Source organism: Paenibacillus sp. SEL1 (genome assembly GCF_054602535.1).
In genome coordinates this window covers 1794009-1814808 of record NZ_CM137723.1, presented here as the reverse complement: position 1 = coordinate 1814808, position 20800 = coordinate 1794009, and the positions used below count along the sequence as shown (strand labels likewise).

16 protein-coding genes are annotated in these 20800 nt (G+C 45.5%); 10 read left to right on the top strand and 6 right to left on the bottom strand.

Annotated features, from left to right (window positions below; translation table 11 throughout):
* Positions 1 to 67 precede the first annotated feature (67 nt).
* The gene (locus ACYCSE_RS08310; RefSeq protein ID WP_459702000.1) at positions 68 to 1183 is read right to left on the bottom strand and encodes a WG repeat-containing protein; all 1116 of its coding nucleotides are present in this window, start codon (positions 1181 to 1183) and stop codon (positions 68 to 70) included.
* 194 nt (positions 1184 to 1377) lie between these two features.
* Complete coding sequence (locus tag ACYCSE_RS08305) at positions 1378 to 2091, bottom strand: SAM-dependent methyltransferase (protein ID WP_165178095.1); 714 nt, start codon at positions 2089 to 2091, stop codon at positions 1378 to 1380.
* A gap of 318 nt (positions 2092 to 2409) precedes the next feature.
* Between ACYCSE_RS08305 and ACYCSE_RS08300 the strand changes: the two genes are divergently transcribed.
* The 5 genes from ACYCSE_RS08300 (at position 2410) to ACYCSE_RS08280 (ending at position 6860) form a co-directional block, all read left to right on the top strand.
* Positions 2410 to 2727 carry a PTS sugar transporter subunit IIB gene (locus ACYCSE_RS08300; RefSeq protein ID WP_013312603.1) on the top strand — a complete coding sequence of 106 codons (318 nt, stop codon included), beginning with the start codon at positions 2410 to 2412 and terminating at the stop codon, positions 2725 to 2727.
* Positions 2720 to 3052: a PTS lactose/cellobiose transporter subunit IIA gene (locus ACYCSE_RS08295; protein WP_013312602.1), complete on the top strand. Its 333-nt coding sequence runs from the start codon at positions 2720 to 2722 to the stop codon at positions 3050 to 3052. The genes ACYCSE_RS08300 and ACYCSE_RS08295 overlap by 8 nt, the downstream gene beginning before the upstream one ends.
* Before the next feature lie 84 nt (positions 3053 to 3136).
* On the top strand, positions 3137 to 4465 hold the full coding sequence (gene celB, locus ACYCSE_RS08290; protein WP_039271894.1) for a PTS cellobiose transporter subunit IIC: 1329 nt from the start codon (positions 3137 to 3139) through the stop codon (positions 4463 to 4465).
* 72 nt (positions 4466 to 4537) lie between these two features.
* Positions 4538 to 5947 (top strand): glycoside hydrolase family 1 protein, encoded by a 1410-nt coding sequence (locus ACYCSE_RS08285; RefSeq protein WP_459702491.1) that lies wholly within the window; start codon positions 4538 to 4540, stop codon positions 5945 to 5947.
* 202 nt (positions 5948 to 6149) lie between these two features.
* Positions 6150 to 6860, top strand: coding sequence for a GntR family transcriptional regulator (locus ACYCSE_RS08280; RefSeq protein ID WP_250260098.1), 711 nt, complete (start codon positions 6150 to 6152; stop codon positions 6858 to 6860).
* A gap of 95 nt (positions 6861 to 6955) precedes the next feature.
* On the opposite strand, the gene ACYCSE_RS08275 is transcribed toward ACYCSE_RS08280, so the two are convergent.
* Positions 6956 to 8497, bottom strand: a complete 1542-nt coding sequence (locus tag ACYCSE_RS08275) for a family 43 glycosylhydrolase (RefSeq protein ID WP_459701999.1) — start codon at positions 8495 to 8497, stop codon at positions 6956 to 6958.
* A 405-nt stretch (positions 8498 to 8902) separates the two neighbouring features.
* Between ACYCSE_RS08275 and hmpA the strand changes: the two genes are divergently transcribed.
* Positions 8903 to 10132: an NO-inducible flavohemoprotein gene (gene hmpA, locus ACYCSE_RS08270; protein ID WP_250260100.1), complete on the top strand. Its 1230-nt coding sequence runs from the start codon at positions 8903 to 8905 to the stop codon at positions 10130 to 10132.
* 112 nt (positions 10133 to 10244) lie between these two features.
* Here the strand turns inward: hmpA and serS are convergent, their stop codons facing one another.
* The 3 genes from serS to ACYCSE_RS08255 form a co-directional block, all read right to left on the bottom strand.
* The gene (gene serS, locus ACYCSE_RS08265) at positions 10245 to 11534 is read right to left on the bottom strand and encodes a serine--tRNA ligase (protein WP_459701998.1); all 1290 of its coding nucleotides are present in this window, start codon (positions 11532 to 11534) and stop codon (positions 10245 to 10247) included.
* 295 nt (positions 11535 to 11829) lie between these two features.
* Entirely contained in the window at positions 11830 to 12213 is a 384-nt protein-coding gene (locus ACYCSE_RS08260; protein WP_459701997.1) for an AbrB/MazE/SpoVT family DNA-binding domain-containing protein, read from the bottom strand.
* Between the two features lie 257 nt (positions 12214 to 12470).
* On the bottom strand, positions 12471 to 12689 hold the full coding sequence (locus ACYCSE_RS08255) for a hypothetical protein (RefSeq protein WP_061829527.1): 219 nt from the start codon (positions 12687 to 12689) through the stop codon (positions 12471 to 12473).
* A 669-nt stretch (positions 12690 to 13358) separates the two neighbouring features.
* Here ACYCSE_RS08255 and ACYCSE_RS08250 point away from each other — a divergent pair.
* The 4 genes from ACYCSE_RS08250 (at position 13359) to ACYCSE_RS08235 (ending at position 20785) form a co-directional block, all read left to right on the top strand.
* Positions 13359 to 15911, top strand: a complete 2553-nt coding sequence (locus ACYCSE_RS08250; RefSeq protein WP_459701996.1) for a DUF2339 domain-containing protein — start codon at positions 13359 to 13361, stop codon at positions 15909 to 15911.
* Positions 15912 to 16073: 162 nt separating this feature from the next.
* Positions 16074 to 17423, top strand: a complete 1350-nt coding sequence (locus tag ACYCSE_RS08245; protein ID WP_061829525.1) for a sodium-dependent transporter — start codon at positions 16074 to 16076, stop codon at positions 17421 to 17423.
* A gap of 274 nt (positions 17424 to 17697) precedes the next feature.
* Complete coding sequence (locus tag ACYCSE_RS08240; RefSeq protein ID WP_459701995.1) at positions 17698 to 19656, top strand: acyltransferase family protein; 1959 nt, start codon at positions 17698 to 17700, stop codon at positions 19654 to 19656.
* 196 nt (positions 19657 to 19852) lie between these two features.
* The gene (locus ACYCSE_RS08235) at positions 19853 to 20785 is read left to right on the top strand and encodes a polysaccharide deacetylase family protein (RefSeq protein ID WP_250266952.1); all 933 of its coding nucleotides are present in this window, start codon (positions 19853 to 19855) and stop codon (positions 20783 to 20785) included.
* Positions 20786 to 20800 lie beyond the last annotated feature (15 nt).

Genomic DNA, 20800 nt, shown 5'->3' with positions numbered 1-20800 from the left:
ACAAGATATTGGAAATCTAATGACCCCGGAAGCAGATTCACTCGATCTGCCTTCGGGGTCGTCTTTTTTATTTTGAAACGGAATGTTTAGATACAATAAACGCTTTGCCTGGCTTGATAAAAGCAACAGCATAGCCATTGGAGAAGGAGGAGGATTCCGCTCTGTACTCAAGTTTAGTTAGCAGTTGCCCTTGACGATTGATGTAGCCAAATTTGCCGTCTGAGACGGATGATTGGGTTTGTTTACCGACTAAAGCTAAGCCTTCTTTGAACGGAGAAGTAACATCATACTTTTGTTGATATTTAATGACCAGCGTTCCGTTTTTATCAATAAATCCGACTTCGTTTTTTGCATTTTTCACACTCGCCAGGCCTTCACTAAAATCCTGGGCATCTGTAAATTTAAAGGGAATCGCGATTTTTCCCTGTTTGTTGATGAATCCCCATTTTCCCTTAGTATTTTGCACAGGGGCCAATCCTTCCGAGAAGTCTCCACCGGATAGATATTGAGGAGGAATAACTTCTTTCCCTGCTGTATTGATATATCCGTATAGCCCTTTGCTATTCTGAACAATAGCCAAGCCATCCGAGAAACCACGACTGTATTTATATTTATAGGGAATCGCTAGTTGACCAGAGGTATTCACAAAACCGATCTTGCCAGTGTTGGGGGCGTAGGCGAGGGCCAGACCGTCTGTAAATACATATTCTGACTCCACATTTTCTTTAAAATGAGAAAGAATTTTTCCCGTTCGATCTATAATTGCATTTTCTTTGGTGTCTGCTATGGTAACCTTGGCCTTTCCTTCGGAAAAGAAATTGGCTTCGGTATATTGGCAAGGGATGACCAGTGTCCCTTTGGTGTTAATGTATCCATAGAGATTGGTTTTTGTATTTTTGACTACGGCTCGTTGCTCATGAAAATCACCAATGGGTTTAAGCTCGGCGGGAAGTGAGAAAGCTTTCTCTCCTTTGGTATTGTAATACACGAGGTTTCCAGCAGATGTTTCAGCAGCCAATAAGCCATCATGAAAAGCACCATCGCTCAGCGGGCGAGCAACGTTGTAATCCAGAGCAGTTTTAGAAACTTCAATGGTTGTTGTGCCGGATGCGGCCCAGCCTGTTCCAATAACGGAGAGGCTAGTAACCAGAATCAATGCAGCTAATCCTAACTTTTTTAACATGCATAAGCTCCTTTGTGAGTTGATTTTTTACCTTTGGGCTTCGAAAAATCTTACCTTCATACGTAAGGTATTCCATAATATAGACGATAAAAATGTAGGAATGTTTCTTAATATTCTAAATTTTTCTAATTTTCATCTCGATAACCAGAAAGGGAGCAAGCTAATCGCTTGCTCCCTCTACACCTAAACCTGCCCTATATCTTTCGTATGCTTAACAGAGAGTTGCCGTTACGCATAAACTCATACGGAACCTTGGCCTCTGTCACCCGTAAGCCTTCTGCCTCCAGCTCAAGAATCAAACGATCTAGCAGATCGTAACGAGTTCCCGTTAAATCGGTCAGAGGAAAAATACGAACTTCCTCTGAAGCCACTCGCAGCAGTTCGTGTACCGTATTCTTATGAAACTCATAGTCGAGTCGATCACTATACATAAACAGAAAATGGGCAGACAGCACGATATTAAACTGTTCATCTTCAAAGGGAAGCTCCGGCAGTACCGCAGCAACGTAGCGTTCTGGGTGCTTCCTCATATCCTGCGTGCAATCCTGCAGTGCTTGATGGCGCTGCTCGCTAAGCCCTTGCACATCTCCATAACAGCTCCAAACATAATTATCTTTTGCACGTTCTAGCGTTTCCATTGCATGCTCAATATCCAATAGGCCTTTGCGTTTCAGATCATCAATCTTGTGGTCGTAGGCGATATCACTTGCGGTGATATCCAGCGAGGCTTTGGTGCCCAGAGCGGTGAAGGAACATGCTCCCGCAGGACAGTCCAAAATCTTTTTGCCTACAAGTTCAGGAATGTGCAAATTGAACATTTGGACGTATTCCTCAAACGTGCGGCCGATGAACACGACCCGGTCTAACTCTTGCTTGGTTTTACTTTGACTCTTCTCATCTCTACTCATCTCTTCTCACCTCAGCTATTCTTTGGCTACGGAGGAGCAATCAAGTTTACTCCGTAAGCTCATGTTAACATTTTACAGAATCGAATAACATATCATTTGGCAAAACTTCTTATAGTGAAAATCGATTCTATTGAGAGATTAAAGATAAGAGATCACGTTCATTTTCAAGAAAAAAAGTGAAGAAACAGTGTCATTTTAAAAAAAGTCTATACATATATATTAAATGTATAGACAAATCAAAAGACTGGATTTATAATTACGCTGTAAACGTTTTCTAGTAGTTAACATCCAATCAGACCTTGAAGGGAAGGAACAATCATGAAGAAAATTTTGCTGGCGTGCAGCTCAGGTATGTCTACAAGTTTGCTGGTTACTAAGATGCAGGATTATGCTAAGTCCATTGGAGACGAGGCTGAAATTTGGGCAGTAGGTCAAGATCAGGCGGCAGAAGACATGGCTAAGGCTGACGCAGTATTGATTGGCCCGCAAATGAGTTTTCTTAAAGGACAGCTGGAAAAGGAAGCAGCCCAATATGGTATTCATGTAGAAGTGATTGACATGATGGCATACGGGATGGTTGACGGTAAGAAAGCCTATGAGCAAGCAGTGAAGCTGGTGGAACGCAAAAATGGATAAAGTCAATATAGCCGAACTGACGGAAGAGCAAATTAGTTTCCAACTTATTCTTCATAGTGGAAGCGCTCGCAGTAAAGTGATTCAGGCGCTGACCGAATATCGAAATGAGAATGTAGAGGGTGCGGACGAACTGCTCAAACAAGCCAAGCAGGATTTACGTGCTGCACATGATATCCATTTTCAAATGGTTAAGAAGGAAGCGGGAGGTACCCAAACTCCTTTCTCGCTCCTTCTAATGCATGCCGAGGATCATCTGATGTCCACGGTTACCATGAAGGATCTGGTTCTAGAATTGCTGGAGCTGTTCAAATCCAGAAATTTATAACGGAACATGTAAGTTTGTGAAATTTGGGACATGAAAAGCTTGCAATCCTATTAATGCAAGTCACTTCGCGGGGAGGAATAGGCTTTGTTTGAGAAATTAAGCCGGATACTGATACCTATTGCCGGTAAACTGAACAACAACCGCTATCTTACTGTACTGCGTGATGCATTTATGTTGTCATTTCCATTAACAGTTTTTGGCTCCATCATTGTCGTTATTATCAATCTGCCGTTTCTAAAAGATTGGATGGGCGACGGTAATTATGCGACTTTTAACAGTCTGCTGAACATTGCGCCGAGTGCCACCCTGAACATCATGACCTTATTCGTGGTTGTCGGGATAGGCTATTATTTATCCCGAAGTTATAAGGTCGAGCCCATATTCGGTGGCATGATCGCGTTGGTCAGCTTCTTGATGCTCACCCCGTTTGTGCTGACACAAGAAAGCGGTGCCACGATTGCTGGTGTCATTCCGTTGGATCGGATTGGGGCCAAAGGCATGTTCCTTGGCATGATCGTTGCTTTTATAGCTGCTGAAATTTACCGAAGAGTGACACAGCGGAACATTGTTATCAAAATGCCTCCAGGCGTTCCGCCAGCCGTTGCCAAATCGTTTGCCGCTTTGCTTCCGGCGTGTATCACATTGGGCATATTTTTGATCATTAATGTTGTAGTTACACTGACTCTTCATAATAACCTGCATGATCTGATTTATCATGCTGTACAGGCACCTCTGGTGCACTTGGGCAGTGGTATTATACCTACATTAATTGCTATTTTCTTTGTTCAGCTTTTATGGTTCTTTGGGCTTCATGGTCAGATTATTATCAACTCAGTCATGGAACCGATCTGGAATACGCTGGCACTTGAAAACTACGAAGCGTACTCCAAAGGAGCGGAACTGCCGCATATTATCACCAAGCAGTTTGTGGATATTTATACCGTAGGTATCGGTGGTACAGGTATGACACTGGCCGTAGTGCTCACGATTCTGATCTTCCTGAAGAGTAAGCAATTGAAGCAGGTCAGTAAGCTGGCCCTTGGACCGGGTCTGTTTAATGTCAACGAGCCCGTCATATTCGGTTTGCCGGTTGTGATGAATCCGCTTATTTTTGTCCCATGGGTCATTGCTCCAATGATCGTTACGCTGATTACTTACTTCGCCATGTCTACTGGGATTGTACCGCCGCCAAACGGAATACAGGTTCCTTGGACGATGCCGTTGTTCTTTAGTGGAATGATGGCTACGGGATCTCTGATGGGAGGCGTACTGCAGTTGTTTAATATGGCTGTCGTCTTTGTCATCTGGTTCCCGTTCCTAAAAATTATTGATCGGATGAACGTTCGTAAAGAGCAGGAAGAGGAGCTTAACCAAACAGCCATTGCAGGTAAGGATCAAACTGTTGGAATGTAATGTGAATAAGCTGCTAGATTAGCAGCTTATTCATGCAAAAGAGAGAGGAGTAGAGCTGTGAATCATACCGAAATGAAAGATATAGAGCAGCAAACCATTCAATACCGTTTTCCATCCGACTTCTGGTGGGGCTCATCGGCCTCGGCTACCCAGACAGAAGGAACCGTGGAGGGAGACGGCAAAGGACCGAACATTTGGGATTATTGGTTTGAGCAGGAGCCGAACCGTTTTTATGACGGCGTTGGACCTGGCGAAACGTCCCGTTTCTATACCCGTTACAAAGAAGATATTGCACTCATGAAAGAGCTTGGTCACAACTCCTTCCGGTTCTCTATTTCCTGGTCGCGTCTGTTTCCGGCAGGGAGAGGTGAATTGAACCAGAAGGCGATTGATTTCTATAATGCCGTCATTGAAGAGTTGCATCAGGCGGGGATTGAGCCATTTGTGAGTTTGTATCATTTTGATTTGCCGATGGCTTTACAGGAAAAAGGAGGCTGGGTGAACCGGGAGACGGTCGAAGCTTACGTAGATTACGCTAACACTTGCTTTGAGCTATTCGGGGATCGTGTAGCCAAATGGTTTACGCATAACGAGCCGATTGTCCCGGTGGAAGGCGGCTATCTATACGATTTCCACTATCCGAATGAAGTGGATTTCGGTAAAGCCGTACAGGTGGGATATCATACCCTGTTATCGAGCGCCAGTGCTATTAAGGCTTACAGAGAGGGCGGTTATAAGGGGAAAATTGGAATTATTTTGAACCTGACGCCGACTTATCCGCGTAGTCAGCATCCGGCAGACGTGCAGGCTGCTGAAATATGCGATGCGTTCTTTAACCGTTCCTTTTTAGACCCATCTGTGACGGGAGAATTCAATCCTTTGCTCGTGGAGCTGTTACGCCAAGAGGGATATGTACCAAGCATGGAAGACGGAGATCGGGAGATTATACGCCAGGGCACTGTGGACCTACTGGGTATTAACTATTATCAGCCCCGCAGAGTCAAGGCTCGTGAAAGTCTGCCGAACCTGGATGCTCCTTTTGTGCCGGAACGTTTCTTCGATTATTACGTCATGCCTGGCCGCAAGATGAATGAGATGCGGGGCTGGGAGATTTATGAGAAAGGCATTTACGACATCCTGACCAATGTCAGAGAAAATTATGGAAACATTGAATGCTTCATTTCAGAAAACGGAATGGGCGTTCAAGGTGAAGAAAAGTTCAGAGATGAACAGGGCATGATCCGCGATGACTATCGCATTGATTTTATCCGTGAGCATCTCAAGTGGGTTCAACGGGCCATTTCAGAGGGCTCCAATGTGAAGGGCTATCACTTATGGACGTTTATGGACAACTGGTCCTGGACGAATGCTTATAAAAATCGCTATGGTTTTGTGTCTGTCGATCTTCAGAACGGTGGCAAGAGATCCGTTAAACAGAGTGGGCACTGGTTCAAACAGGTGATCGAGAATAACGGATTCTAAGGTGGTCCTCTGGACCGCCTTTTTTTCTTCATCATCATCAAAGAACTGTGCTGTACGCCGCTGGTGAGAAAGTATAATGTTCGGTATACTTACTTATACCGTGATACCTTAACGTCCCGCCTGCAGAACCAAAAGAACCAGCGCTACCGATGTTTTGGTAAAATGCTGACATAAAACAAATTTTAGTACAGGTGGTAGACCAATGAACAAATACGAACGGATTGCACAAGAGGTCAAGAAGCGTATTATAGACAAGACCTATAGCAGTGATGATCCGATTCCCGATGAAATTTCACTGGCCAGTGAGTTCCGGGTAAGTCGGATGACGATTAAGAGGGCATTGGATACCTTGGTGTCGGAAGGGCTGTTGAATCGTAAAAGAGGACACGGAACCTTTATCGTCAAATCGATCTACAATGGCCCGGTTAATGTCGTTGTGAATGAAATGCTGGGGCTGACAAACGTGCTGCGCGGGAAAGAAATCAAAAGTAAAATCATAGCCTTTGACGTTCAATTTCCATCTGAAGAGGTAGCGGCGCATCTATTTATTGATGCCAATTCTCCTGTGTATCGTGTAGTCCGTCTGCGTATTGTAGAGGGCGAGCCGTATGTGATAGAGCGCACATACATGCCTACGAAGCTGATCAGCGGTATTACCGAGCAGGTGTTGCACGGCTCAGTGTACAAACATATTAAGGAGGAGCTGGGCCTTAATATTGTCAGTTCACATCGTACCATCCGCGCGTCCAAGTCGACCGAGCTAGATTGGGAGTATTTGGATTGTGGTGCGGATGATCCAGTTTTAGAAATTGAGCAGGTAGGTTATCTGGATACGGGTATACCGTTTGAATACTCATTCTCACGGCATCGGTATGATAAATTTGTGTTTACCACAGTAAATCGGATACGTTGAGCGAATGAGTACGAAACAGGTGGTAAAGCAAACATGGCAGAAGAAGCCTATCTAATATGGGATTCTCCTGCCATGTTCTTTTTTAATGAAGCAAGTTAATTGCCAAGCAATCTTACTTCATGCACTGTCGGGGTATACCAGTTGTTCGGATTATTGAATAGCACTGCATTTACAAGGTTGATTCGCACGTAGCGAGCTTGAAAATTGACTTTGTCACTGGTAAAACCATACGTGGTATTACCTGTGCGGTCAATCGTGGAGTAGTTAACTCCATCCGTGCTGTATTCAATTTTATATTTGTAATACGCTTCAGATCCTTTGTACATAAACCATGAAATATCCACTTCGCTGATGGTCTTGGTACTGCCCAAATCGACCTGCCACCAAGCGGGCCAGGATGCGGAAGCAGCTTTCCACGAGGTTTGGGCGTTGCCATCGTTCGCCAGTGAAGCTGGAGAACTGGATGCGGCTGAGCTCGCAGTCGCTGTTTTGCCCTGTGCGTGATTCACAAAGGACGGTAGGATTACTGTGCCTGTCGCAGCATCCAGATCCCAGCTACTGTACCAGTTCAGGGTTGCTGTTTTGTTGGAGTCATTCAGAGTTAGTGGCAACCAGATGAATTTGTGGTCGCTCAGATTGAGCGGATTCCAGCGGTCGCCCATATAGATGTAGCTGGTTCCTGAGCTACCCGTAATTGTGGCGATGGAATGGATTTGCGAGCCGTAAGCTGCCGGGTCACCGAAGGGCGACAGAGCAGACCAGCTTCCAGTCATGGAACTGGCGGTTGCGTAAGCGCCCTGATTCGGATACCAGCCGGAAGCCTGCGAGGTGAACAGGTAGTAGGTATTGTTCTTTTTCACAACAGCAGGAGCTTCGCGATAGCCATTTTCAAAAATCCAGCCAACGAACGACTGCACGCCTGTATAATCGGCTGTCAGCTTGAAGATCGCCATCGTATCGTTGGCGCCGCCATTTTTACGGGAAGCTGTAATAAGGTAGCCGCTACCGTCAGTATCCGTGAACACCGTCATATCCCGAGACTCGTAATTCAGCGGGCGGAAGCTGCCTTGGTAGGCAAAATTTCCGTCGGGTGTATCGCTGGTAGCGACGGCTACACGACCGAGTGAGTAGTCCGTGCCATTTTCATAGTGCGCCCATAGTACATATTTTCCGGTGGTTTTGTTGTAGATGACTTTGGGACGCTCAATTTTGCTCGAATTCAGCTCAGGGGCGGAATCTTTGGTGAGAATACTGCTGCGGAAGGACCAATTTTTCAAATCGGTTGAGGTATATACGTTCACTTTTTCAAATTTCCAGTTTTCGGCGTGCTCGCCGTACCAATAATAAGTAGAACCTACTTTTAGAATATTACCGCTGTTCGCCTGAATCGGGTTACCTGCGGTGTCTTTCCAATCCGTTCCGTTCGTAATGGCTGTGCTTGCTGTTGCGCTCAGGGATAGTTCAGCATTGGCGACGTCCAAACCATTCAGCGCTTGGTTCACCTCGGTCCCGTAGGTTGCTTGCGTAACGCCTGTTGTATGGGCATGTGCTGTATCGGGTTGAAGACCCGCACTGGCCACTGCGAATAGGATACAAATCCATGCGGCTAACCATTTGCTGCTGTTGATCCACTTCACGATATCATCTGCCTCCTTTAACACGGATAGGATAGGCCGAAACGGCTTGTCCGGCACTTCATCTTCGATTTTATCTTAATTGGAAGCGTTTACAAGTGGAATAAATTGAAGTCTTTAGCATGGTGAAACTGTTGTTACGAGAAAGGAAAAATCTGAACACTACATACAAAATAGGTATATAGATATTTGAAACTTTGGGGAAAGCTCGTCAGTTATGTGGAAAGTGTGTTTTAATTGTGCGTTTTGTCATTGACACGTTCACATTATTTCAAATTTAAAGTGACTGGAATCACATAAACGGTTACTTTATGTGGGTATACTGGGTTTTAAATTGAGGATTAACAAATGGGACATATGTTGAAATACCCTTTGTTATCTTATTTTGGAGAGAAGAGGGATACAAAGATGCTAAGTGAGCAAACCATTGCAACGATCAAATCGACTGTACCTGTTTTGGAGGTACACGGAACTACAATCACCAAGCGTTTTTACCAGATGATGTTTGAGGCCCATCCCGAGCTTCTCAATATATTCAATCACGCGAATCAGAAGCAAGGACGTCAACAGGGAGCGCTGGCCAATGCTGTATATGCGGCTGCACAGCACATTGACCGCCTGGAGGAAATTATTCCGGTGGTACGCCAGATTGCACATAAGCATCGCAGTTTAGGAATTAAGCCCGAGCATTATCCTATCGTCGGAAAATATCTGCTCGCTGCGATCAAGGACGTACTGGGAGATGCTGCTACAGACGAGATCATTGCCGCATGGGCCGAAGCCTACGGCGTGATCGCTAACGTATTTATAGACATGGAAGCTGAAATGTACAAGGAGGCTGGTCAGCAGCAGGGAGGCTGGTCAGACTTTAAGAGCTTTGTTGTGCAGAAAAAGGTTAAGGAAAGCGACCAAATTACGTCCTTTTATTTGGTGCCGCAGGATGGGCAGGTGTTGCCTGACTTCGAGCCTGGACAATATATCAGCTTAAAGATGGAAATTCCGGGCGAACACAATACCCACATTCGTCAATACAGTCTTTCGGATGCACCGGGCCAATCTCACTACCGGATATCTGTAAAGCGTGAGGATGCTGTAGAGTCCCGCCCGGCAGGTAAAGTATCCGTGTATCTGCATGAGCAGGTGCAAGAGGGCGATGTGCTTCAAGTATCTGCACCGGCGGGTGATTTTACGCTGGATCGGACAGATCGCAGACCTGTCGTGCTGATCAGCGGAGGGGTCGGACTAACCCCGATGGTTAGTATGCTGGCTTTCTTGGTGAAATCTGCTCCGCATCGGCCTATCACTTTTGTCCACGCAGCAGTCAATGGGGATAACCATGCTTTGCGTAATGAGGTAGAAAAGCTGGTCGCCACACATGCACAGGCTGCAGTTCGCTGGTGTTACAGCAGACCAACGGAGCAGGATCGGCTGGCACAGGCTTTCCACAAGGAAGGCCGTTTGGATCTGGCCTGGTTACAATCCGTGATACCGGATCGGAACGCCCAATATTATTTTTGCGGCCCTGAGGCATTCATGCAATCGGTATACGGCCTGTTGAAGGAGTGGAATATCCCTACTTCGGATATCCACTATGAATTCTTTGGTCCTGCCAGCGCATGGGAAGCAGAAGCACAATGACACAATGAAACACCAAAAAAGACGAAGGGTATTTATCCTTCGTCTTTTTTGCGATGATTACGATCGAAAATCCTGCTCATTGGGTACTACTTTTCAAAGTGCGCTCCTGTTTTCATAACAAGGGAGTACGCAAAAATTCCATACCTCGCGGCATATATGGGCGTAAAGCCTCCGGAATACGGATCGAACCGTCCTCTTGCTGGTGATGCTCCAGCAACGGAATCAGAATCCGGGGTGAAGCGACCGCTGTGTTGTTGAGCGTGTAACAATATTTCAATTTGCCGTCCGCATTGCGGTACCGGATGTTGGAACGACGTGCCTGGAAATCAAGCAGCTGGGACGACGAATGTGTCTCGCCGTAAGCTTGGCGGCTGGGCATCCATGTCTCGATGTCCACCTGCTTGTAGGTTTTTTGCGCCATGTCGCCTGTACAGACAGCCATCTTACGGTAGGGCAGCTCCAGCAGTTGAAGCAGGTCTTCCGCATTGCGCGTAATCTCCTGAAACATCTGCTCTGAAGCGTCCAGGCTGGCTTCGCAGATGACGACCTGCTCAACCTTGGCAAACTGGTGCACACGATACAGTCCATGCACATCCCTTCCGGCCGAGCCGACCTCATTGCGGAAGCATACGGACACGGCTGCCAGCCGTATCGGGTCCGTAACATCCACGATCTCACCGCTGTAATACGAGACCAATGGCACTTCCGAAGTGCCTACAAGCCACTGATCCTCTCCTGTGATGCGGTACGTCTGATCCAGTCCGAGTGGGAAAAAACCAGTGCTGCGCATCGCCTCTGCACGTACCATCAGTGGAACGTCCAACAACTGGAATCCGCGTGCAGTCAGCAAATCCACCGCAAGCTGCTGAACAGCCCGATGCAAAGCAACCCCTGCTCCCGTCAGATAGTAGTTACGGGTACCGGCTGTTTTGACACCCCGAGGGACGTCGATAAGCTTGTGAAGCTCACCGAGCGCCATATGATCCTTTGGTTCAAATCCGAAGTTCGGAACCGGCCCGACCCGCTCCAGTTCTACATTATCGTCATCCGATCTTCCCCGTGGCGTATCTGGCGATACGATATTAGGCATCAGAAGCAAAAGCTGTTGAAAGTGTTCTTCTACTTCCTGTTGCGGGGCTTCCAGAAGATCTAGCCGTCCGTTAATTTCTTTGACCTGCCGCTTTGCCTCTTCTGCCTGTTCACTCTTGCCGGCATGGATTAACGCGCCAATATCCTGACTACACTGATTACGCTTCTGTCGAAGCTGTTCCACTTCCTGAAGTAGCTGTTTTCTCTGATCATCCAGGGTCAACAGCTCCACGACCGATACCTGTATTCCTTTGCCGTCTGCTGCTGTCTGAACTTGCTCTTGATGCTCTCTGATCCATTTGATATCCAACATGACACCGCACTCCTTTTCGGATAAAAATACAAAAAGCGCCCTCATCCACATGGGACGAGGAGCGCTTTGATCTCGCGGTGCCACCCAAATTGACCGGACAGCATGACAGATGTCATGACTCTCCAATCCACTTTGCTCGCTGTAACGGGCGGGTCCGGTTTACTTAGGTACATATCGCCATATCCTACGCTAACGTATGGTCCTTGGCGTAAACGCCTCCGAGTTGGATGCTCTTCACAGGCATAATATCGTTTGCTTTTTTGTTAGTATACGGATTTTCGGCAGGTTAATCAAGCTACAACAACTTTTTAAGCTGCGATATACGGACTTGTGACACGCCAAGCCATTGTGCATATTCGCCCTGCTTGGCATGGGGATGCTCATGCAGAAGTTCCCTTAGGTGTTGGATTAATTTTTGTGATGATTGGTTTACTCTCTTTCCTTTGTGCACAGGTTTCTTAGCCATTGGAGCAGGAGTGCGGCTTACGGCTATATTTTCTTTGAACTCTTGTATACAGGTCTTACATAAAAGTGAATCCCTAAAATAGGTCAGATCTTCATCAGCATTACATAGGTTACAAGCGACCCCGATATACTTTCGCATACTCAAAAAAACCGTTTCGATATCCATATAAAATTCTATAGGATCGCCAACATCTATCCCCATAGACATCCGCATTTCTTTAGGAATAACGATTCGTCGTAACGAATCTAAAATCTATCCTTTGACCTAAATGTAAAAGAAGAAGGCCTAGGCCTTCAGAGTGTCGAGAAAGTCCAGAGGACTTTTCGACACTTCTATTTTTATATGGGGAGACGCATCTTTTAAAACAAAAATCGATTTAAAACGATCTGAGGACCCTAGTTTTTAGACCACTAAGACAGTTTTAAACCCCCTGCAAAAAAACAGGGGGTTTCTCGACAGCCTGAGAAGGCCTAGGCCTTCTTCTTTTTTTTCAAATATCCATATTCACTTATAATTAAGTAAGCTACTCCAATAATCAAAGCCATTACGGCAAAAACTTTTAAAGAACCAAACGGAGCATAAAAAGGATTTAACTGCCCGGCTCCTGTAATTGCTGCACAAAGATAATAAGAAGAATACAACATAGCAGATATAAAACAAAATATTGTTCCTGTCGCAGCCCTATTCATTGTCATCACCCTTTATAATTTTATGTAATAAATCCAAAAAATACAAACGTGATTATTATAATCCAAAAGATTGCGCACATCAACTTTTGGAGATTATCATATTCATCACTTCTTTTACCCCTCTCAGTCATCCTGACAGAATCAAAACGAAGTATGTATTTGTAAAAAAACTTCAGTCAAAATGAAGTGGTTTACAATGTTCCAGAGGCTACAGATAAAACCAAAGTAATTATTGCATATGACGTACTTATGTTAAGGAAGAATAACAATCGTTGAAATTTACACTCATTACAAAAAATAAGAAAGCTAATTTTAAGTGACATGCAGAAAGCTCTAAAGTCTGTGGCGACTTTCATGAAAAAGTATTAATTTTGTGTAAGGAAGAATCCTACGGGGTTCTTCCTTTTTTCATCGTGATCTTTCCAATAAAAATAAATACACAGCGTAGACTCTGCAACACATCCATGCGGATTTCATGTTTGCGAAGGGGAAAGGTAGGCTTTATTTCATATGTATATCCATTCTACTTCATCTGCGATCATGAAACTGGAAGAATATATAAGTAAATGCCCCAATTTAACGTCCAAAATGGGCTATAGTCTCTATAATGACTTTTTAATTTCATGTAAAATGTAATGATTACCAAAATGGACAGCAATGGAGGAGAACATGGAGGATTTTAAAGATCGTTTACATACGATCCGCGAAGAACAGAACAAGCTGCTCAAGGAGTATCAAACATTAATCGCGGACTATGAAGCCTCAGATATCATTTTGGAGAATGAGGTTCTGCGAAAAAAGTTCGAGGATTATCAGGCTCGCTGCATTCACTTGGAAGAGCGAGTACGACATATTGAGCAGGAAAATGGAAAGCTGCGCACTGCGCTGACGGAGCAAATGCTGAGTGAAAAGGCAAATATGATTCGCATTTCGCGTGAAAAGCTGGAGACCTATTTTGCTTCCAGAACCGCAGAAGGGAAAAATCGGCTGACATCCTTTGAATATGGGGCTAAAAACCGGGTGGACCAGCTTATTCAGCAAACTACGCATGAGCTTAAAGAAGATCAGGACGAGATCGTCGCCAGATTACGATTGTTCTCAGAGGAGATTCGTGACCGGATCATGGAACAACGCGAGCGGTTTCAGGAGGCCGAGCGCAAATTGCTTCATCAGACGGCAAGCGAGTTTCAGCAACTCGGAGAAGAAGAAATCAGCGAGGAAACGATGCAGAAGCGCATGAAGCAAAATCAGTTTGAAATGAAGCTAGGCTTGAACTGGATCAACAAGCTGGGGATTTTGCTCATTATATTGGGTGTGGGAGCCGCTTTTAAATACTCATATTCGAACTGGTTTACAGGAAATATGAAGGGTGTGGCCTTCTTTCTGCTAGGAGCGCTGATGCTGGGAGGCGGCGAATGGCTGTATCGCAAGCAGAAGCAGACCTTTGCGCTCGGTATTTTGGGCGGCGGTATTTCTGTACTGTACGGATCGATTTTTTACAGCTACTTTTTGTTAGAAATCATAGGAATGTATACAGGCATAGGCTTGTCCGTACTAGTTACGGTGACTGCTGTGCTACTGTCATTAAGGTATGAATCCCGAACGATATGCTCTTTCGGTTTAGTAGGGGGGTATCTTCCGCTCTTTTCTTATATGGCAGCCAACGGGCTGGAAGGGAACGCCGTGTATATCGCCATGGGCTATTTGTTCCTGTTAAACCTGCTGATTCTGCTTGTATCCTTCCGCAAACGGTGGGTCGTCGTGCAATATATCAGCTTTCTGCTTAATACGCCCTTGATGATTGTGCTGGCGTGGTTATCGGAAAGCACCGTAGCGAGCATGCTGTATGCAGTCATTACATTTGCGATGTACCTCGGGATGACACTGTGGGTGCCGTTCCGTTTAAAAACAAAACTGTCATGGCTGGATTTCTCCCTATTGGCTCTGAATACAGTCGTGAGCTGTTCCGTTCTGTATTCTCTATTCGGCGATGCAGGCCTGGATGATTATAAAGGTTTGCTGGCTCTGGTCTTTTGCTTGGTGTACGGAGGTCTGGGACAATGGGTCCGTCGATATATTCCAGAGGAGAAACAAACCAAAATATTATTTTATGCGACTTCTTTGACCTTTGCCATCCTCATGATTCCGTTCCAGTTTGGAGTTAGATGGTTATCTATGGGGTGGTTGATCGAAGCAGTTCTTCTTACATTATATGGACACCGTTACCGGTTGAAGGAATTGGAACGAGCTGGCTGGGGCATTTTATTACTGTGTCTGGGCGCATTCTTTTTCGTCGATTTCCCTATATATCTGTTGTCAGGATTTGAGACAGACTATTTTGGACTCAAATATACGCTCATTACACTGGGAATGTTGATCGTTACCGTCTTCTATGCGATTGAATTTAGCCGTCCGAATGCTTTCAAAAACAATCGGTTGTACGAAATGCATATCATGCAAGGATTTAAATATGTAGCTTTGGTGAACGTATATTTCTACCTTTTGTATGAAGCAGGGCATTGGTATAACATCGTCTTATCCGACGAGTTTGCTCATTACACCTTGTACAAAGTATTGTTGTATGCCTGCGTATCGCTGGTGTTGGCTTATTTCCTGCCTAAGGTGAGGTTGCTGTATGATCGGGTGATTAAATACTACAGCTTGGCGTTGTACGTCATAGGCTACGCGCTGGCACTGGTGGTTACTGTAACGGTCCCAACCTTGCATGAAAATTATGCGCAAAATACGGCTGCTGATTATGTGGCATTGGTGGTACTCGCAGCCTTTAATGTGTTGGTATTTTTCAGCAGCAGGGATTTCCTGAATGCACTGATGACCCGACATTATAGAAGTAACGAGTTGTATCCGGTTATTATGGGTGTATATTTGCTGGGCATCATAACCGCCTTTCTCGGAGTTCAGTTCCGCCTGGGGGATGCTGGTCTTGTGTTCAGTCTGGTGTATTTGCTGCTGGCCATTTTGTATATTGTATACGGCTTCCTCAAGCGAGTGGTCTACATTCGCAGATTTGGATTGGGCTTGACCTTGCTGTCGACAGGTAAGCTGCTGTTGTATGATCTACATCTGTTAACGACAGGAAGCACGATTGTAGCCTACTTCTCTTTTGGTGTTGTACTGTTGGCGATTTCGTATATTTATCAAAAAGTATCTAATCGCATGGGAGAGACCATAATAAAGAAGGATGTTGAAGAAAATATGTAGTTTTCTGTTGTATTTTGTAGATACCGAACATTATGAAAATAAATCCGGTAATAGTGAAAAATTATGCATGACCTTACATCCTACTTACGCTATAATGAGTAAAAATTATTTATGTACGCATGCTCATGTTTATGCGTAAGTAGAGAGAATGAGGGGGATATAATGAATTTGAGCAAGGGGCAGAATAGCCTGTCTGATAAAAATGAACGCTTCTCGTCTGCTGGATTTATATTGGCGGCGATCGGCAGTGCGGCAGGACTGGGTAATATTTGGAAATTTCCGTATATTACAGGACAATATGGTGGAGCTGCATTTTTCTTATTGTTTATTGTCTGCCTGTTGCTTGTTGGTTTGCCTGTACTTTTAGCGGAGCTTGCGCTTGGTCGTGCAGGTCGAGGAAGTGCTGCTTCTGCAATGGTAAAAGTAGGCGGTCATCCAATTTGGGGCAAGATGAGCATCATGTTTGTTATCGTGCCGTTTGTTATCTTGTCGTTCTATGCCATTGTAGGGGGCTGGACACTGCATTATGCCGTTGAGGCATTTAGCGGAAATCTGTTTTCGAATAATGATTTTGCTGGACAGTTCGCTTCTTTTTCCTCCGGCTATGCGCCGTTGGTTTGGCTGTTAGTTGTTTTTGCATTTACAGCAGTCGTGGTAACTCTTGGGGTATCGAACGGGATTGAAAAGTTCAATAAAATTTTGATTCCTGCCAAGGTCATCCTGTTGCTCGTGTTGATGATTAACGCTCTTATGCTGCCAGGCTCTGGTGCGGGCGTATCCTTCTTTCTGAATCCCGACTTCTCTAAGCTAAGTATAGAGTCTGCATTGGTTGCTTTGGGACATGCCTTCTTCTCACTCTCACTGGGGATGGGAATTATGATCACGTACGGTGCATACGTAGATCGCCGTCAATCGCTGGGTGGAGCCATGCTGGCCGTTGGTGGCGGAGATTTAATCTATGCGTTTATCGCAGGTATGATTATTTTCCCTACAACCTTCTCCTTCGGAATTAATCCGGCTCAAGGACCATCGCTGGTTTTCATTGCTTTACCGGCTGCTTTCTCGGCAATGCCTTTTGGTGCATTCTTCGGCGGTTTGTTCTTCGTACTGCTGGCGGTTGCTGCATTAGGTTCTATGGTATCCTTGCTGGAAGTTCCAGTAGCCTATGTCATGGAGCGTATGCGTTGGAGCCGGGTTCGCTCCGTTCTCGTCGTATCGGTCCTGTGCTTGATGCTGGGCGTCCCTTCTGCATTGTCCATGGGGCTGGTGCCTGAACTAAAAGTAGGGGATAAATCATTCTTTGATTTCGTAGACTTTACCGCATCCAACATCTTCTTACCGTTAGGCGGTTTGTTGATTGTTATATTCACAGGTTATTACTGGAAGACTGCGGCTGAGCATGCGAACATCAAACCCTTCTGGTTCAACGTATGGTTATTCGGTCTTCGGTATGTTGCACCGATCCTGATGTTGTTGGTCTTCCTTCATACCTCAGGTATCATCAAGTTTTAAGAGAATAGAATACTAATAAAAAGGCATTTTCTTCCTAAGGGAAGAGATGCCTTTTTTTGTATATCTATCAGTGGTTACCTAACTGTGGAAAGGAATGATATAATAAAAACATTGTCATTAATTTTAACTTCATTGAAATCATTACGATTATGAAGTTTTATATAATGAATGAAAAGGCTACAGGGCATCGCAGACGATGTGCAGGAGAGGGAAAGGGCAGAAGAGCATTGAAACAGACAGGGAGCTTGAATTTGCAAGAAGGACGGCGGCTGAAATGAAGTCTAATCGGTTGTCGTCACAACGTCGTTATATGCCAGGTTTGGATGGTTTAAGAGCGCTGGCAGTCATCGCAGTCATTGTGTATCATCTGAATCCGGATTGGTTGCCGGGTGGTTTGTTGGGTGTAGGCGTGTTTTTTACTTTGTCAGGATATCTGATTACAGATATTTTGGTTAGTCAGTGGGATACATATCATAGTTTTAAAATGAAAGATTTCTGGTTGCGTCGTGCCAGAAGGTTGCTGCCTGCCATGTTGACGGTTGTGGCTGTCATTGTCCTGTGCTCGTTGCTTTTCGATCCGTCCCGGCTCACGGCCTTGCGCGGAGATGTACCTGCCGCATTGGTGTATATGAGCAATTGGTGGTTTATTTTCCATCAGGTTTCGTATTTTGAAAGTTTCGGCCCACCTTCTCCGCTTGGGCATCTGTGGTCGCTGGCGGTGGAGGAGCAGTTTTATATCCTGTGGCCCTTACTGCTGGCGCTCGGGCTAAAATTCATGCCCAAGCGTATTGTGCTCGCAGGCTGGGTAACTTGTCTGGCATTAATATCTGCGCTCCTGATGGCAGTGATTTACGTACCGGGAAGCGACCCGAGCCGGGTGTATTACGGCACGGATACGCGCGGATTTGCTTTGCTGATTGGTGCGGCACTGGCTTTGGTGTGGCCAAGCGGCAAACTGAAAGAGAAAGCTTCTGCTAAGGCGCGTATGCTTCTGGACAGCATCGGTGCAATAAGCTTGCTGTTGCTTTGTCACTGGGCGTGGGCCACGAATGAATATGACCCATCTCTGTACCGGGGCGGCCTGCTGGGCATAGCTTTAGTCACTGCTATTGTGGTCGCAGCGTTGGCACATCCGGTAAGCCACCTTGGTCGTCTGCTTGGAATCAAGCCGCTACGTTGGATTGGAGCCCGTTCCTACGGACTGTATCTGTGGCATGTTCCGGTTATCACGCTAACGACGCCTCAGGTAGATACCGATGGCGTGCATGTGCTGCGTATCATTTTACAATTGCTAGCTACCGTATTGCTGGCGTCTCTCTCGTTTAAATATATTGAGGAGCCGATTCGCCATGGAGGATTCCGCCACTGGATCACAGGAATCCGCTCTGCGGTTCGTAGACAGGCGCGGTGGAGATGGATGCCTACAACTACAGCGGCTGTGCTGTTTGTAGGTATTCTCGTGGGTACCGTCCACCTGTACGTGGCTTCTCCTGATGCAACGATTCAGGCGGCATCAAGCGATGAGAATCCAGTCGCAAAGGCAAAGGCGATGCCGCCGCTTCACGGAACGGTATCCGTGGCTTCCAAGGAGCCCCAAGCCATCAAGCTGCAAGGGTCCGAGGGCAGCAAGGCGCAGACCCCAGTCCCGTCTCAAACCCAGACGCCTAAGAATACGGCGGTCCAGGCTGGTACTACGGACGATGTTACGAAACCGTCGGAACCTTCGGACAAACCCAAAGAAGCTACGCCTATGACAGGTGATGGCTCGAGTGTTACCGCCATTGGAGACTCTGTCATGTTGGATGTACAGTCGTACATTCAGGAATCCTTCCCGGGAGCTGTTGTAGATGGGCGGATCGGCCGTCAGATGGCGGAGGCGCCTGCCGTACTGGAGCAGCTAAGACAGAACGGACAGCTCGGTAAGACGGTTATTATTGAGCTGGGCACGAACGGCGCTTTTACCAAGGACCAGTTATCCGATCTGTTGGCCAGCCTGAAGGATGCGAAGCGTATTATACTTGTGAATACCCGTGTGCCTCGGCCGTGGGAAAGTATTGTGAACAAGCATCTTGCCGAAGCAGCGTCCCAGGACCCGCGAATTACAATGATTGACTGGTATGGAGCCAGCTCTGGTAAAAATTCATATTTCGAGCATGACGGAGTACATTTAAAACCTAAAGGTGCTAAAGCTTATGCGTCCTTGTTGGCTCAGGCCCTAACGAAGCAATCGTAATAAACTGCAATGATACTCATAAATTATGTAAATGCAAGACAAGAAAGCCACCGGGAGTAGGTTGTCCTCTGGTTGAAGCACATCCCTAAATTTTCATCGGCTAAACCTAAGGGTTTTTCCAATGTCTATTCTAAGGTGTGTACACCAACCCTGATCCGGTGGTTTTTCTTATTTTAGTATGGAGGTACATAAGCTAATGGAAAAGGGCTATTCACATAGTAGGACAATGGAGCACCGCTTGAAGAGGAACAGAAAAAGACTCATTTGGATTGCTATTTTATTATTTGTGGCAGGTTGTATTACTTTCATTGCAATAAAGGTCTCAGATAACAAAACACATGCGCCAACACAGGAGCTTGCTAAAAAAACAGATTCCGTATCCAAGGACTCATCAAAAGGTAAAGCGGTCTCTCCAAAAAGCGACCCCGAAGTAGAAGATGGTGCCTTTGTCGAAAAATATTTAAAGCAGCAAATGCTAGGGCAGATGCCCGATGGAGCCGATGGTAAAAAAGTGGCCTACTTATCCTTTGATGATGGTCCATCCGTGACGGTAACACCTAAAATATTGGACATTCTGAAAAAACAGAAGGTCAAGGCAACCTTTTTTATCGTAGGAAAAGAAGCCGATGAAAATGAACATACCAGGAACATTATCAAAAGAATTGTTAAAGAGGGTCATGCGATAGGAAACCACACGTACTCTCATAATTATAAGTATTTATATCCTAACAGGCGGGTAAGCACGGACCATGTTATGCAGGATATTGAGAGGAACAATAAGGTGTTAAAAAGTATTCTAGGGCCAGAATTCACCACAAGAATGATCCGGTTTCCTGGGGGCCACATGACATGGAATAGAAGAGATCCACAGGGGATGGCTGCTTTGGATAAAGTCTTACTTCAGAAGGACTATCATCAGGTAGATTGGAATGTACTAACGAAGGATGCAGAGGGAGCATCCAAGAAAGCCCCCGGACTAATCAACCAATTTATGAGGTCAGTGAAAGGTCGAGAAAAAGCCATCATACTCATGCATGACACCTATGGTAAAGAAGAAACTGCAAAAGCTTTGCCGCAAATTATAGAATATCTAAAAAAACAGGGATATGAGTTTAAGGTTATGAAGTAAGATATGTTTATATAT